The organism is Agaribacillus sp. DX54 (assembly GCF_056858335.1).
This window is the reverse complement of the sequence record NZ_JBXEQE010000024.1, coordinates 46,983-64,216: the sequence shown is the minus strand read 5'-3', so window position 1 is coordinate 64,216 and position 17,234 is coordinate 46,983. Positions and strand designations below refer to the sequence as shown.

Genomic DNA, 17,234 nt, shown 5'->3' with positions numbered 1-17,234 from the left:
GCAAATTTATGTTAAAAATTGAGATATTTAAGTCATAGCCCCTAACCACCACATTGTTATATGAATAAGCTGGGAAAGATCACTACAAGCAGTTTTTACTCACGACTTTGCATATTTAGTGTAATTACCATTTTTTACTTCCAAACCAATGCCATTGCACAAAATATTTCAATCGATAAACATTACTGGTCTGAGCATTCATCTGCTAGCACCCAATCCAGCGCGAAATTACGGATTCGGACCAGGTCGGCCAGGGCGCTCAATCTCCAATTTGACGCTTTTTCCAAACAGGTCGGCCTGATCGGAAAGGTTAAGCCTGATGCCCTGCATCTGGCAGGGGCAACCATCAGCCTTCCATTGCCCGATGGCACTTTTGGACAGTACAGAGTGGCAGAGTCACCGATTATGTCCGATGAACTGGCACAGAAATTTCCACAGATCAAAACTTATGCGGGACAGGGGATAACAGATCCGACAGCTACGATTCGTTTTGATATTACCCCAAAAGGGTTTCATGCAATGATCATCAAGAAGGACCGGGTAATTTATGTAGATCCTGCTTATGACGGAAATACTACGAAATACATGGCTTACTATAAAAGGGATTACATCCGGGAGGGTTCCGGTTTTTTTGAGGAACCAGATCATCAACTTGGCAAAGAAAAAAAGGCCGGTGAGAAAAAAAAGGCAACCAGTCGTACTGTCAGCAGCAGGGCATCGGGTAGCGAAATAAGGACTTATAGACTGGCGGTGGCGGCAACCGGAGAATATACGGCTTTTCATGGAGAAAGCGTGGAGCTTGGCCTGGCCGCGATTACCACTTCGATTAACCGCGTTAACGGGATATATGAAAGGGAAGTGGCCATCCGCATGATCCTGATAGGCGACAATGATCAGATTATTTATACCGATTCTCTCACTGATCCATATACTAACAGCAACAGCGAGCTTCTATTGAACGAAAACCAAACCAATCTGGACAATGTTATTGGCACTGCGAATTATGACATCGGCCATGTTTTCAGTACGGGCAACGGAGGACTGGCAACAGAAGATGGGGTATGTAGCAGTAATAGTAAGGCCCGGGGCACTACCGGCAGGCCCACACCGCAGGGTGATCCTTTTGATGTAGATTTCGTGGCACATGAAATCGGACATCAGTTTGGGGCAACGCACACATTCAATGGCACCGACGGCAATTGTAACGCCTTTAACAGAAGTGCGCTCACCTCTTATGAACCGGGTAGCGGTACTACTATTATGGGATATGCAGGAATATGTGATTCACACAATATTCAAACCAACAGCGACGATTATTTCCACACTGTCAGCTATGATCAGATTGCAGAATTCATAACCAATGGTATTGGCAACAGTTGTGGGTCCTCGTCTTCAACAGGCAATACCCCACCTACCGTAAACGCAGGTGCTGATTATTTCATTCCGGTCAACACGCCCTTTACCCTTACAGGATCGGGAAGTGATCCGGATGGTGATCCATTGACTTATTGCTGGGAACAATTTGACCTTGGGCCGGCTGGTCCTCCGGATGATCCGAACACTACCGGTCCGCTGTTCCGTTCCTTCCCGCCGGTGAACGCACCATCGAGGACATTTCCGCAATTATCCGACATCCTGAACAACACCACTACACTGGGCGAAATTCTCCCGGCGATCAAAAGGAGTATGGAATTCAGGCTGACAGTGAGGGACAACAAGAGTGGCGGCGGCGGTGTCAACTACGATAATATGACAGTCAACGTAGCAGACGTGCCCGCAAAATTTGAAATTACCAATTTCAACCAGCCCCAAACCATCCAATCCGGCTTCCCTGAAAACATCACCTGGGAGGTGGCTAACACCGATTTGCCTCCGATTAATACACAACTAGTGAATATCCTTTTATCCACTGATGGCGGGTTAACCTTTCCTCTCATATTAGCTCAGAACGTAGACAATGATGGTTTTGAAACTGTGATATTCCCGGATAACCCTACGGATCAGGCAAGGATTAAGATTGAGGCGGCCAATAATATTTACTTCGATATTAATAATCAGGACTTCTCAATTGAAGCTCCCGCTGCACCGGATTTCGCCGTTGTTGTCGATCCCATTTCCTCATCGATCTGCATCCCCTCCGATGCCATATTTACTGTTGAAGTCATCTCTGTGCTTGGTTTTAGCGATCCGGTAAATTTCGCTGTGAACAACCTTCCTGCCGGGGTAGCAGCAAACTTTAGTGACAACCCTGTCATCCCCGGTAATTCAACCACCCTGACCATTACCAATACCGGCGCGGCCGCTCCGGACGAATATTCAATCGAATTAGCATCATCAGCCGGGAGCCAGAATAACCAAAATGAAATCAACTTAAGTATTCAGAGTACCATTTTCATAAAACCGGAGCCCCTCTCTCCGGGCAACGGTGCTGTGGATGTGGCACTTGTACCATCTATGAGCTGGGTCGATAACCCCGAAATTGAAAAATATACTTTTGAACTGGCACTTGACCCGGATTTTAACAACATAATAGACAGCGTATTTGACCTGAGCGAACCCTCTTATCAGCTAAAGATGCCGTTGGAAAGTAACAAAACTTTCTATTGGCGGGTAATAGGTACAAACAGTTGCGGAACCGGTGAATACTCAGAAACCTTTAGTTTTACTACGCTTACCATCAACTATTTTTCTTTCGAAAGTACCGATGTTCCTAAAATAATCGAAGAAGCCGATCCAAATACAGTGACATCCATACTGGAAATTCAAATCGTGGAAGACCTCATCATTTCAGATTTAAATGTGATTAATTTAAAAGGTGAACATACTTTTATTAATGACTTAAGTTTCACTTTAAGAAGCCCCGTTGGCACGGAAGTAACGCTCTTTGCCAATATATGTTCCTCTGAAGCCAATTTCGATCTTTCACTGGATGATGAATCGCCAAATACCATCTTTGACTGCCCTCCTACCAGCGGAGAGGCGTACACCCCTGCTGAGCCACTCAGCGACTTTAATGGAGAAAATGCCAGGGGCACCTGGACGCTGATTGTGGAAGACAATGCGCCTGAAGATGGAGGTATTCTGAACGCTTGGGCCCTGGAGATAGGCACACGTGTGTCCCGGCCCAAACCACCTTTTGATTTACAGGCTTCGCCAAGATCGGTAAATGCCATCACACTCACCTGGGAAGACGGTTCGAATAATGAAGATAGTTTTGTGCTTGAAAGATCGACATTCAATAATTCGAATTTTGAAGAAGTTGTCACGTTAAATGCCAACTCCCGATCTTTTACGGATGAAGGATTGATACCAGAAACCAATTATGTTTATCGCATCAGAGCCGTGAATGAATTTGGGGTATCGGACTATTCACCCGAGGTGGAAACGGCCACCTTGCCAGTAGCTCCCCGGAACCTTGTGGCTACTGTGCTTTCGGTAACCCGGATAGGACTTACCTGGTCTGACCTCTCCGCTGCCGAAGAAGGCTATATTATCGAGCGGTCAGAAGGAGATAATGAAAACTTTGTTGCCATACACACAACCGCTGCCAACATCCGGAGTTATATCGTTACGGGACTTGCGGAGAACACCACTTATTATTTCAGAGTTTATGCACAAAACCAGTTTGGGCAATCCTCATTCTCTGAAGAAGTAAATGCGACCACGTTGGTTGTGGGCATAGAAGAGGAAATCGCGCAAACCATTGCTGTATTTCCCAACCCCACTGAAAATAACGTCAGGGTCGAAGTCGAGAAAGCAGGTTTCTCTATCGAGGGTATCAGGTTATCTGACATCCATGGCAAAGCGGTACGATATCTTTCTGCCGATGACATAAAAAGGCAGGGCAATCCGTTGACACTGGAAATGAATACCAACGCCAAAGGCATGTATTTGTTGGAAATTGTCACGGATCAAGCCATCGTTATTAAAAGAATAATCAAGAAATAATATGAATTTTCTTTTCTAACTTTAAGGCATGAACAAGCCTGATAAAACGCTCTTTTTGCTGGACGCTATGGCCCTTATATACCGCGCTCATTTCGCTTTCAGCAAAACGCCCAGAATCAATTCAAAAGGTCAGAATACCGGGGCCGCCTTAGGTTTTACCAATACCCTGGTAGAAGTCATTCAAAAAAGAAACCCCTCTCACATAGGCGTGGCATTCGACACTTTTGCCCCAACTTTCAGGCATGAACAATATGCCGAATACAAAGCAGGAAGGGAGGAAGTGCCGGAAGATATCGTCAGTAATCTCCCCTACATCCGCAAGATCATTCAAGGATTTGGTATCCCTATACTGGAACTGGACGGGTACGAGGCGGACGACATCGTTGGAACACTGGCTAAAAAGGCTGGCAAACAGGGTTTTGAAGTTTACATGATGACCTCAGACAAGGATTACGCACAACTGGTAGAGGAAAACATTTATCTCTATAAACCAGCCTTTATGGGCAATGGTGTCGACATTCTGGGTGTTGAAGAGGTGAAAAAGAAGTTTGAAATTGACGAAGTCGATCAGGTAAGGGATTTACTCGGCTTACAAGGTGATAAGGTGGATAACATCCCTGGAATTCCCGGAATTGGTGCCAAAACGGCGATAAAACTGTTAAAAGCCTATGGAACCGTTGAAAACCTGATAGCGAATGCCGACGATTTAAAAGGAAAACAAAAAGAAAACGTCGTTAATTTTGGCCAGCAGGGAATCATGTCCAAAGAACTGGCCACGATCAGGCAAGATGTTCCTGTCAATTTTGTGGAAGAGGACCTGGTTTATACCGGCCCGCAGGAGGATGTATTGACCGGGCTTTTTGAGGAATTGGAGTTTCGCACTTTATCAAAAAGAATTTTCAACAAAGCGGAGGAAAAGCCGAAGACCAAAGCGAAGGAAAGCGGACAAATGGCCATGTTTGAAACTGTCGATACCGGTGAAAAAATAGCAATCAACGACCCTCCTGAAAAAAACAACATATACACCGTAATTCATGATTACCACCTGATTGACACACCCGCATTAAGAAAAAGCCTAATCAGTTACCTGAAAAAGCAGGAGGAATATTGCTTCGATACCGAAACTACCAGCATAGAACCTGTAGAAGCCGAACTGGTGGGCATAGCCTTCGCTTATCATCCAAAAGAGGCTTACTACGTACCCGTACCGGAAGATCAGATAGAAGCCCAAAGGATTGTAGATGAATTCAGGGAGATCCTGGAGGATAAAAAAATCCTGAAAATCGGCCAGAATCTGAAGTACGATATTCAGGTGCTCAAAAATTACAATGTCCAGGTTGAAGGACCCTTTTTTGACACCATGCTGGCCCACTACCTGATCGATCCCGAAACCCGTCATAACATGGATGTACTGGCCGAAAATTATCTGAGTTATTCGCCGGTTTCCATTACCTCCCTGATTGGGAAAAAAAGTGGAAAGCAGGGAAATATGCGGGATGTGGAAATTGAAAAGGTGGTGGAATACGCTGGAGAAGATGCTGACATCACCCTTCAATTGAAACAAGTACTTGAAAAAGATCTGAACGACAACTTGAAAAAGCTATTTGAAGAGGTGGAAATTCCATTAGTCAATGTATTGGCGGAGATGGAGTATAGTGGTGTGAAAATAGACGTTGAAGCGCTGGAAGAAATGTCTGTCGAACTCAGAGACGCCAGTGCTAAAGTTGAACAGGAGATATATGAGATTGCCGGAACCACTTTCAACATTGCCAGTCCCAAACAGCTCGGTGAAATTCTTTTCGATCGATTAAAGCTGGTCGAAAAACCAAAAAAAACCAAAACCGGCCAATATGCAACCGGAGAGGACATACTGTCAAAACTGGCCAAAGAGCATGAGATAGCCAGCAAAATCATGGAGTTCCGGGAATACCAGAAGCTAAAATCCACCTACGTAGATGCGCTGCCAAAAATGGTTATCCCCAAAGATGGGAGGGTGCACACCGATTACCGCCAGGCAGTAGCAGCAACCGGAAGGCTAAGTTCCAATAATCCTAACCTGCAAAACATTCCTATCCGTACGGCCAAAGGAAGGGAAATAAGAAAGGCATTTGTACCTATGGATGAAAACCACACGCTGGTTTCTGCCGATTACTCCCAGGTCGAGCTTCGTATTGTAGCAGCCCTGGCGCGCGATGAAAGCATGATGGAAGCATTTAAAAACGGCAGGGATATTCACGCAACAACCGCCAGTAAGGTTTTTAAGGTACCGCTGGAGGAAGTAGAGTCGGGCATGAGGAGAAAAGCCAAAGAGGTAAACTTTGGGATTATTTATGGCATATCGGCTTTTGGTCTCGCGCAAAATTTGAATATTTCAAGAACCGAGGCAAAGGAAATTATCGACGCCTACTTTGAGGAATTCCCCGCTATCAAGCGATACATGGATGTCTCAATCGACCAGGCACGTGAAAAGGGTTATGCTGAAACCATTTTAGGCAGAAGAAGATATCTGCGTGACATTAACTCACGGAATATGACCGTCAGGGGTTTTGCCGAAAGAAATGCCATCAATGCACCTATACAGGGAAGCGCGGCAGATATTATCAAAATTGCCATGATCAACATTCACAACTGGCTGCAAAAGGAAAATCTTAAATCCAAAATGATTTTGCAGGTACATGATGAATTGGTCTTCGATGCAGCCAATGATGAACTGAAACTACTGAAAGAAAAAATTCCGGAACTGATGAAAAGTGCGGTCAACCTCGCTGTGCCTTTTGAAGTAGAAATAGGTACCGGTAACAACTGGCTCGAAGCCCATTAGTTACGACATTCAGCCAACAATTTCCAACACCCCATATCCACCCCTTTGTGCCTCTTTTATCTGTAACAAATGAAAAGTAACCATTAACATCGGTTGATGCCCCGTCACAGGCATCCTTCAGATAAACATTCGCCCCGATAACAGGCTGACCTTTCCGGTCAGTCAAATATCTTTTTATAGTCACCTGGCCCATCAAACAGGGACTTAACGAGGTGAAGAACCGTAAAGATATCCGTGCTTTCATAGCGCTTATTTGTTTGGGTCAAATCTGCGCTTAAAAAATTGTGTTAAAAAAAAGACCGGCTGAAACGTTGGATCACCCGGATGAATTGTAAAAACAGGTGGAACTAAAAGTAAGTGCTAACCTTTACCGGAAAGGCAGCTTGCTCAGATCAACATTACCGCCGGTCAGAATAATCCCGGTTTTTCTGCCGGCAAAAATCTCCTTCCTTTTTAACAAGGCAGCAAAAGGAACTGCGCAGGAAGGTTCTATGATGATTTTCATTCTTTCCCAGATTGTGCGCATTGCATGGACAATTTCCTCATCCGTTACTGTAATAATTTCGCTCACGTGATTTTTGATGATGCCAAAGGTTTTCACAGACAGGGTGGTCAATAACCCATCAGCAATAGTCGCAGGATTGGCACAAGGGACAATGGTTCCGGCCTTCATCGATCGATAGGCATCATCGGCGCCGGATGGTTCTCCGGCAATGACTTTGGTTTTGGGTGACCAGTAAAGACAGGACAACGCTGTGCCACTCAGCAAGCCCCCACCCCCAACCGGGGCCATGATAATATCAAAACCGCCTTCATCTTCAATCAATTCTTTAGCAGCGGTCGCCTGTCCGGCAATAATCCTGTAGTCATCGAATGGATGGATGGTAACCGCTCCCGTTTGCTCAATGACCTTTTGCAAAGTATCTTCCCTGGATTTCAGTGTGGGTGCACAGGGTATTACTTTAGCGCCATACGCTTCTACTGCCTTTCTTTTCACGGTTGGCGCATTTTCCGGCATAACGATATAGGCATGTATTCCCTGTATTCTTGCGGCCAGTGCCAATCCCTGGGCATGGTTTCCCGAAGAATGGGTGGCTACCCCTCTTTGTTTTTCTTCATCACTCAATGAAAGTACCGCGTTAGTGGCCCCCCTGAATTTAAAAGCCCCGACCTTTTGAAAATTCTCACATTTAAAATATATCCGCGCCCCCGAAATGTCGTTGATACTCCGGTTTGTCATAATCGGGGTGCGATGGATAAAAGGTTCGATACTTTCATGTGCTTGTCGGATGATTTCAGCGGTTGGTATATTCTTCGTTAAAATTGTCATAGTCAATCACTAATTTTACCTAAATTAGTAATAATTAAGTTATTTATCGGTCACTATTTTTTTACAACCATATTCTGATTAAAACAGTGGACAATTACGCAGAAAATTTTAAAGATTTGATAGTTGTGGAAGTAAAAAGAAGGCTTATCGAGGAATCGGTTCCCCGTATTAAAAAGTGTTTGTCAAAGCTGTCCCAAGAGGACATCTGAAGGCGGCCCAACAAGGAAACGGTCAGTGTTGGCAACCTCGTCCTGCATCTGTGCGGAAATGTTTCGCAATGGGTGTTGAGCGGCTTGGGTAATGCGCCCGATACCAGGGAAAGGGATCGTGAATTTAGTGAAACAGGAGGCATCTCCGCTGATAAACTGATGGAGGATATGGAAGGTTTAATGCAAAAGGTATCTGACGTACTGGATAGTCTGTCACCTGCGGATCTGCTTGAAGTTAGAAGGGTGCAGGGATTTGAGGAGACAGGTGTGGCCATACTTATACATGTAACAGAGCATTTCTCCTATCATACCGGCCAGATCACTTATTATGTGAAGACCAATAAAAATATCGATATGAATTATTATGGAGGAATCGATCTGAATAAAAAATGAAAATCAAAATTAAAATAAAAACAGGAAGTAAATGCAGTTTGATATATCAGTAGTTAATCAATTGATCCAGGAGCGGCGATCAATTTTTCCCGTACATTATTCCGGTGAGCCGGTACCCAGGTTTATTGTAGAAAAAATGCTGGAAAATGCCAACTGGGCACCAACACACCGGTTTACGGAGCCATGGCGGTTTAAGGTGTTTACAGAGAGTGGGATCGCGAAGTTGGCAGCGTTTCAGGCAAATATGTACAAAGAGCAAAGCAGCGGAAATGGTGACTTTGAGGAAAGTAAATATGAAAAGCTGCTTAAAAAGCCGCTTTTATGTTCCCATATTATCTCAATTGGCATGCACCGCGATGAAAAGAAAAGTATTCCGGAGGTAGAAGAGATCGCCTCTGTAGCCATGGCTGTACAAAATATGTACCTGACTGCGACGGCCTATGGGGTGGGTTGTTATTGGGGAACGGGAGGTGTAACCTATATGGAGGAAGCCAAACCTTTTTTTGACCTGGAAGCATCAGATAAATTACTCGGGTTTTTATATCTCGGTATGCCCGCCAAAGCCTGGCCTAAAAGCAGAAGAAGACCCATCCAGGAAAAGGTACAATGGGTAGATTAGCAAACATTTTGATCTTAAATCATACCGTTGCTACTACTGCCACTGTTGCTACTACTGTTGCTGTTGCTCGCATTGTTGCTGTCCTCGTACGATGACAAGCCAACGGAAAGCCCAATGCCAACGGATGGTGTAGTGTTGAATTCCGGCTTGCCTGAAAATCTTGTGCCAATCGTGTTTCCGAAACGATCGGGCAACAGACAAAGGTGCGTCGTTTTTTACCATATAGGATTTAGAGAACAGGCGGGTAAGTATTTTAATGGCGTGATAAGCCAGCCAATGACGATGTAAATCATTGATGACCATGCCAATCCTGACCTGGGATTTCAAGTGTGTAAACAAGTCAATGAGTTGGTCATCAGTAAAATGATGGGCGAATAAGGTGCAAGTGATGATATCATAGGTTTCGCTTTTAAAAGCTTCTGAAAACACATCCAGGGCGCGATGATGAATTTCTGAAAAGGCGCCTGTGTTTTCTCTGGCATAGTCGACAATGGCATGATTGGCATCGATCCCGGTCAACTTTAAATTTAGCCCTTTACCTCGCGACCATTTGGCAATCTGAACCATCATATCACCACCACCACTCCCAAGATCGGCTACCGACAAATGATCCCCGGTTGTATGAAGGTCAGATTGCTTCATTAGCTTTTGAAAACCTTTGATCGTCACTTGATTGCCGCCCAGCCAGTGGTTAATGAACTTTAGTTCTTTTAAAGTTTGGAAAATGACTCCATCCGAAAAGTCCAGATCGTCCATAATTTCCAATTGCTCAGACCTTTGATCAAACATTGACACAGCTTTCCAATCAGTTTCCTACAACTTTTAATACCATACTTTCCAACGTTAGTCCGGGCCCGAAAGCCAGACCCAGTACGTGATTACCCCGGTCTTCAGAGGTCAAATCATCAAAAAGTAATTTCAACACATAAAGTATGGTAGGGCTTGACATATTCCCGAATTCTTTCAAAATTTCATAGGCATAATAGTTATCTTTCTTCTCAATAGCCAGTTCCTTCTCTATAACCTGCAATATTTTTTTTCCACCCGGATGTATAGCGTATTTGTCGAAATTTTCAACAGGTACCCGGAGGTTTTCTTTCAATTGGGTGATTAAAGCCCTGATTCCGGTCTTTATCACTTCAGGCACATAGGCTGAAAGCGTCATTTCAAACCCAAAATCCCCGATGCTCCAGGCCATATCAGTGGCACCCTGCGGCATGATGTCACTACGAAATGACTGAACCGCCAGCGCCACGTCTGCCTCAGGGTCATTTTCCATGATGATAGCTGCTGAACCGTCGCCAAATAAGGCATTGGCCAACAGGTTATCCTCACTTGGCATTTTCTGAAAATGAAGACTACAAAGCTCAACACATACAATCAACACTTTCGCTTTTGGGTCGGCCCTGCATATAGTATGTCCCAGCTTGATTGCGTTAAAGGCAGCGTAGCAACCCATGAAGTTAATACAAAAGCGTTGTATGGAAGGGTCGAGACCCAAGGTATTGATCAGATCAATATCAAGACCTGGGGCATACATGCCTGTACAGCTAACGGTAATCAGATAAGTAACTTCCCGGGGTGTAACAGAGGTTGGTCCGGCTAAACATGCCCGGGAGGCTGCAACGGCCAGAGGCAGTGCCTCCTTTCGATAAAGTTCCATTCTGAACTTTGTGGCTGGAAAGGGTTCGAGGTTTTCATTATTGGGATAAAATTCATAGGAGCCCGGAGGGTTTCCGTAATCCGGGATCACCGCATAACGGTATTGAATGCCAGTCGCCCTGTACAGTGCTAATAAACGCTGTTTTTCCCTGGTATCGAATTGATGAGCGGTACTCATAAATTCTGCAATTTTTGCCTGTTCGATTCTATATGGCGGATTTGCGGTTCCTATCGCAGAAATACATACCTCCATTTATACTTTCCCGTCCTTCCCTGATATTTGTAAAATCTGAAATCTGATGGTTATTGTTATTTTTTCCGTTTTAACAGTTATTAATTATAAGCAAATTTTTAATAAATTGTTCCTAATCAATTTTATTTAAATGATTAAAAAATCAACTTTTCTACATTTGCGCATCCCCTTTTCATTTTTCCTTATGCCTGTGTTTTTGTTTGCGCTGGCACTTTCACCTAATCCGGACCCCACCAGGATTTTAATTGTTTTTCTGGTCATGCATTTGTTTTTGTATCCGGCAAGTAATGCGTATAACAGTTATTTCGATAAGGATGAAACAAGTATTGGAGGCATAAAAAACCCTCCTCCTGTCACCAGGCAATTGTATTGGACATCGCTTTTGTTTGACTTACTGGCATTGCTGCTCGGGGCCATCATTAATTTTCATTTTGTCGTCATGCTGCTTGTTTACGGACTGGTTTCCAAGGCCTACAGTCATCCCTCGGTGCGAATAAAAAAATACCCTATTTTAAGTTGGTTTATCGCCGGTTACTTTCAGGGAAGCTTTTCCTTTTTAACAGCTTATGCGGGGCTTAATGATTTTCATTTTGACAACCTTCTTAGCACCAAAACAATCATGGCCAGCTTGCTTTCATCTGCTATATTATGGGGCTCCTATCCTATGACACAAATTTACCAGCACGAGGAAGACGCCAAAAGGGGTGATTTTACCCTGAGCAGATTATTAGGAATCAACGGCACCTTTGTATTTACAGGAATCATATTTTCACTCGCCACTTTGGCTTTTTTGTATTATTTTAAGGTTTACTTCACGATTCGATTCGGCTACGATTTTATGCTGTTCCTAATGCCTGTAATCATCTATTTCACTTATTGGTATGCAAAGGTTTTGGTAAGTAAGACCAGAGCCGACTATCAACACACCATGTGGTTAAACACCATATCGGCCGTGTGTATGAATGCATTTTTTATCTATTTTTTCATCAAATCTTCGGGTATCTTCAGTGCCTTGCAAGAGGGTTATTAAGTCTGTTAAAATGGTTTTCCGTGTGTGTTTTTTATGATAGCCAGGGCAAGGGGCCTGAAGTTTTTCATGATAAAGACTGCAAGTTCGGAAGCAAGTCCGCTTCCAAATAATAATTGGGATTTTCTGCCTACCAATAGCCGGGTGGCAAACAGTTGACTCCATCTTTTCTGGTAAAACTGTTCGAGGTTCCTCCGTGATATTTCCCCATTAAAATGGCGCAGCACCAAATCTGACAAGACCTTCGCTGAATGAATGGCCATCGCCATGCCGTTGCCACACAGAGGTGTTATCAGCCCCGCAGCATCACCGGTCATCAGGATATGATTTTCCACAGCATTTTTCCGGGCAAAGGAAATCTCGTTGATCACCAGGGGTTTTTCAAACAAAAAATCAGCTTCGTTGAAAATGGTCGCCAGAAATGGATTCTTACATAAGACCTCTTTTTCTAAAGTATTGATGTGCTTGTGCTTTTTCAGTTGATTACGATGACTCAGGTAACATAAGTTTACCTTGTTTCCCTCCACACGGCTTACACCACAATATCCTCCATCAAAATTATGCAAAGCAATCAGATCATCCGGGATATCATAGGCTATATGATACTTTACAGCCAGATAGGGTGACCTTTCTGAAACAAAAGACCTGTTCAGCATTTTATCTAACTTCGATCTTTTTCCATAAGCCCCCACCACTATCCTGGATTTCAAAACTTCCGATCCTTTTGCCAGCCTTACCTGAAAATGATCACCTTCGTAAGAAACATAGTCGACCGTAGTGTTAAGACGGAAAATTGCCCCGGCTTTTTTACCCATTTCGTATAGGTGATGATCCAGGCTATAACGGCTTATGCCAAATCCACCGAGATCAAGAGGTATTTCCACCCTCCTGCCGGTTACCGAGGATAAGGCCAAACGCTGTATTTGAGGAGGGTCAAATGAAGACGGATAGGCATCTATAGCCCTCAGAAACGGAACCACCTCATTGGAAACATATTCACCACAGACCCGATGAAACGGATATTGGCGCTTTTCAATTAGCAAAACATCCAATCCGGCCCTGGCCATGCAGATAGCATTTACAAGACCCGCCAAGCCGCCTCCAATGATTATAACATCCTTCATGCAGTATTTTGAAATAACTCAAAAAGTGGTAGGAAGAAATATTCCATTAATATAACTTACAAACCGCTGATATAATTGAGTAACCCTAAGTAAATGAATTTAGCTAAATTTCTTACTACCATTTAGTACATTTTGTGAAAACTATCGATAATTGAGCAATGCATAACCCTTACAAAAACAATCAAATCACCCGTTCAGTGGGCCTTTTGCTACTTTTTATATTGGTAATTGGATTTAATCCCGATGCCAGTTCTCAGACAAAAAGTAAAAAGAAAAAAAACAGGAAAGGCCAGACTGAAGCGGCGACTGGTAAAGTATCCAAAAAGAAAAACGGTATTAAACCCTATAAAGAAGTAATCACCGCGGAGGCCATAACCGATGACGGGCTCTTCAAAGTACACAAAGTAGAGGACAAGTACTATTTTGAAATTGCCGATAGCCTGCTGCAGCGTGAGATCCTGGTTGTAAGCAGGATCTCAGGAACAATCGCCGATTTCAATTTTGGCGGCGCCGGCATGAAGGCCAGGGGTCAGCAGGTATTCAGGTGGCAAAAACATGAAAAGAAATTATTGTTGAGATCTGTTTCCTTCAATAGTGTGGCGAGTGAAGACAAGCCCATATACGAGTCCGTAAGAAACAATAATTTTGAACCGATTATCATGGCCTTTGATATCAAGGCATTAAGTGAGGACTCTGCGGCTTATGTCATAGAGACAAATGAACTTTTCAACACCGATATACCGATTTTGAGTCCGCTAAGCTCAAATCAGCGTCAACGATTCGGCGTGAGAAGCCTGGACAAAAAAAGGAGTCTGATAAACAGCATGAAAAGTTTTCCCCTGAATGTGGAGGTCAGGCATGTGCTCACATTCAGTGCTACCAAAATGCCTTCCAATACTAATACCAACTCCCTGTCCATGGAGATGAACCAATCCTTTATTCTACTACCCAAAGAGCCTATGATGCCCAGAATGTACGATGAAAGGGTAGGATACTTTTCTGTCGCACAGATAGATTACGGCCTGGATGAGCAGAAAGCTACGACCAGAAGGTACATTACCCGGTGGAGATTAGAGCCTAAGGATATGGAAGCGTTTAAAAGAGGTGAGCTGACAGCACCTAAAAAGCCAATCGTTTACTACATAGATCCGGCCACGCCTGCAAAATGGAGAAAATATCTGAAGCAGGGCGTCGAGGATTGGAATGTAGCTTTTGAAAAAGCCGGTTTCAAGAATGCTATCATAGCTAAAGATCCACCTTCACCGGAAGAAGATCCTGACTGGAACCCTGAAGATGTCAGGTATTCGGTAATCAGGTATACGGCCAACCCTATTCAGAACGCTCAGGGCCCCCATGTACATGATCCAAGGTCAGGAGAAATAATCGAATCTGATATTATATGGTATCACAATGTCATGAACCTGTTGAGAAACTGGTTTTTCATTCAAACAGCGGCTGTTAATCCGGAGGCCAGAAGTGTAAAATTTAAAGACGAGGTCATGGGAAGACTCATACGCTTTGTGTCTGCTCACGAAGTGGGACATACCCTGGGCCTTCCACACAATATGGGCTCCAGTTATGCCTATCCCGTTGATTCACTAAGGTCTGCCACATTTACAAAAAAAATGGGTACGGCCCCGTCAATCATGGATTATGCCAGGTTTAACTACGTCGCCCAGCCGGAAGATGAGGGTGTTTCACTGATGCCCGACATTGGCATCTATGATAAGTATGTGATAGAATGGGGATATAAACCTATTCCTTCTGCAAAAAGCTGTGAGGATGAAAAAGCCATACTTAACAAATGGATCACTGACAAAAAAGATGATCCGCTTTATTTTTATGGAAGGCAAACTATCAATCCCATTGATCCCAGATCCCAAACCGAAGATTTGGGCAACGATGCCGTGAAAGCCAGCAGCTATGGTGTTGCAAACCTCCAAAGAATTGTACCTAATTTACTCGAGTGGACCGCAGAAGAGGGCAAAAACTATGAAGATCTGGATGAACTCTATAACCAGGTACTGGCACAATGGAACCGGTACAATGGTCATGTCAGGGCTAACATCGGCGGTGTTTATGAAAACCATAAGACCTACGATCAATCCGGTGAAGTTTACACTGTGGTTGAAAAAAGTAAGCAACAAAAAGCTATGGCCTACTTACAAAAGGAAACATTTGCTACTCCGCAATGGTTGCTGGATGAAAATGTGCTGAGAAAAATACAAGCGGCCGGTGCCATTGACCGGATCAGAAGTTTACAGGTTGCCACACTTAACAACTTACTGGACCCCGGAAGAATCGCCAGGCTAATTGAGGCTGAAACCATGCTGGGCAACGAAACCTATACCCCGTTGGAAATGCTCGGTGATTTGAGAAAGGGTATCTGGTCGGAATTGCAGTCTGGTAAAAAAATCGATACCTATCGCCGAAATCTCCAGCGTGCCTATATCGAAAGATTCGAACACCTGATGACCCGGGAGCAAAATTCTGTTTCACCTTCATTTCGCGCTTTTGTGGGCTTTACAAGGGTTGATGTGAGTCAATCAGATATCAGACCCTTGGTCCGGGCAGAATTAAGTGCACTGAAAAGTCAAATAAAATCGACTATTTCCAAAACTTCTGATAGAATGTCACGTTATCACTTAGTAGACGCTTTGGAGCGTATCGATAATATATTGAATCCAAAGTGATAGTTTTATGTTTTGGTTGATTGAAAGCCCTGGTCTCCCCGGGGCTTCATTCTTTTTACCAGTCGGGCAATAAAAATTAAAATAAAAATGACAATGAAAGTGAAAATATCCGGTGAACGCCACCGCTAACTTTTTTAATTTTAATTGTCATTTTTATTTTAATTTAACTTAGTCGTATTGAAAAGCAGTAATTTTCTTCTATTCATAATCCCCACCTTAATTTGGGGAAGCACTTGGTTTATCATTAAATTTCAGCTTGGTGTTACAGACCCATTGCTGTCTGTAAGCTACCGGTTTGGTATAGCCGGCTTGTTATTGCTGGTCTATTGTGTTGTTTTTAAACTGGATTTGAAATTCTCGAAAAGAAGCCACCTGCTAATGGCCCTGCAGGGATTTTTTCTTTTTGGATTTAACTATTTATTTGTTTACCTGTCAGAAAAGTATCTTACAAGCGGGCTGGTCGCTGCCGCTTTTTCCATTTTGATTTTTCTGAACATCTTCTTTGCAGCCATTATTCTTAAAAATAAAGTCAGGAACAGGGTTGTGTTCGGCGCAATCCTGGGGGTAGGGGGTATTGTTCTTATTTTCAAAGAGGAATTTATCACCCTCGACCTTTCCAATGACAATTTTGTCGGCCTGCTTTACTGTTTGGTGGGTATAACATTGGCTTCTCTGGGAAATATTACATCGGCTTACAATCAAAGACAAAAATTACCTATCATTCAAACCAACATGTTTGGAATGATTTACGGCTCACTGGCCCTGCTGGCTGTTGCCATATTGTCCGGAAGCAGTTTTATCTTCGACAGCTCATGGACTTATCTGCTTTCCCTGATGTATCTGGCGATCATGGGGTCCATGGTTGCTTTCGGTGCCTATTTGAAATTGATAGGAAATATAGGTCCTGACAAGGCAGCCTACGTGATCCTGCTCACCCCCATCATAGCCCTGTTTATTTCCAACTATTTTGAGGGATTTCAATGGACTCCTTATTCTGTTTCCGGCACCATTTTGATTGTATTGGGAAACCTGATTTCGTTAAAGAAAACAAAGCCCCGGGCTTCCTGATACCCCGGTGGTTTACGTTGACTTTATCAAAGTGATAAAACCCCCGATCGACGTTTTGCCAGGTTTTAATTTTACATTTTTAGCATT

At 43.6% G+C, this 17,234-nt stretch carries 10 protein-coding genes and 1 pseudogene; 7 read left to right on the top strand and 4 right to left on the bottom strand.

Annotation, left to right across the window (positions count from 1 at the left end; translation table 11 throughout):
• Positions 1–60: 60 nt before the first annotated feature.
• Positions 61–3,948, top strand: coding sequence for a reprolysin-like metallopeptidase (locus AC04NP_RS21650; protein ID WP_482862038.1), 3,888 nt, complete (start codon positions 61–63; stop codon positions 3,946–3,948).
• Between the two features lie 28 nt (positions 3,949–3,976).
• Positions 3,977–6,769, top strand: a complete 2,793-nt coding sequence (polA, locus tag AC04NP_RS21645) for a DNA polymerase I (protein ID WP_482862037.1) — start codon at positions 3,977–3,979, stop codon at positions 6,767–6,769.
• A 367-nt stretch (positions 6,770–7,136) separates the two neighbouring features.
• Here polA and AC04NP_RS21640 read toward each other — a convergent pair whose 3' ends face one another.
• Positions 7,137–8,099 carry a threonine ammonia-lyase gene (locus AC04NP_RS21640; protein WP_482862036.1) on the bottom strand — a complete coding sequence of 321 codons (963 nt, stop codon included), beginning with the start codon at positions 8,097–8,099 and terminating at the stop codon, positions 7,137–7,139.
• 227 nt (positions 8,100–8,326) lie between these two features.
• Between AC04NP_RS21640 and AC04NP_RS21635 the strand changes: the two are divergent.
• Positions 8,327–8,701: pseudogene (locus AC04NP_RS21635) on the top strand (DinB family protein); the annotation flags it as partial.
• A 31-nt stretch (positions 8,702–8,732) separates the two neighbouring features.
• A complete protein-coding gene (locus AC04NP_RS21630) occupies positions 8,733–9,320 on the top strand; it encodes a nitroreductase family protein (RefSeq protein WP_482862035.1) in 588 nt (195 codons plus the stop codon).
• Positions 9,321–9,371: 51 nt separating this feature from the next.
• On the opposite strand, the gene AC04NP_RS21625 is transcribed toward AC04NP_RS21630, so the two are convergent.
• Complete coding sequence (locus tag AC04NP_RS21625; protein ID WP_482862034.1) at positions 9,372–10,109, bottom strand: methyltransferase domain-containing protein; 738 nt, start codon at positions 10,107–10,109, stop codon at positions 9,372–9,374.
• A 16-nt stretch (positions 10,110–10,125) separates the two neighbouring features.
• Positions 10,126–11,235, bottom strand: a complete 1,110-nt coding sequence (locus AC04NP_RS21620; protein ID WP_482862033.1) for a type III polyketide synthase — start codon at positions 11,233–11,235, stop codon at positions 10,126–10,128.
• A 130-nt stretch (positions 11,236–11,365) separates the two neighbouring features.
• On the opposite strand from AC04NP_RS21620, the gene AC04NP_RS21615 reads away from it, so the two are divergent.
• On the top strand, positions 11,366–12,265 hold the full coding sequence (locus AC04NP_RS21615; RefSeq protein ID WP_482862032.1) for a UbiA family prenyltransferase: 900 nt from the start codon (positions 11,366–11,368) through the stop codon (positions 12,263–12,265).
• A gap of 5 nt (positions 12,266–12,270) precedes the next feature.
• Here the strand turns inward: AC04NP_RS21615 and AC04NP_RS21610 are convergent, their stop codons facing one another.
• Entirely contained in the window at positions 12,271–13,386 is a 1,116-nt protein-coding gene (locus AC04NP_RS21610) for an NAD(P)/FAD-dependent oxidoreductase (protein WP_482862031.1), read from the bottom strand.
• A 158-nt stretch (positions 13,387–13,544) separates the two neighbouring features.
• Between AC04NP_RS21610 and AC04NP_RS21605 the strand changes: the two genes are divergently transcribed.
• Both AC04NP_RS21605 and AC04NP_RS21600 read left to right on the top strand, forming a co-directional pair.
• Entirely contained in the window at positions 13,545–16,079 is a 2,535-nt protein-coding gene (locus AC04NP_RS21605; protein WP_482862030.1) for a zinc-dependent metalloprotease, read from the top strand.
• A gap of 177 nt (positions 16,080–16,256) precedes the next feature.
• Positions 16,257–17,147, top strand: coding sequence for a DMT family transporter (locus tag AC04NP_RS21600; protein WP_482862029.1), 891 nt, complete (start codon positions 16,257–16,259; stop codon positions 17,145–17,147).
• Positions 17,148–17,234 lie beyond the last annotated feature (87 nt).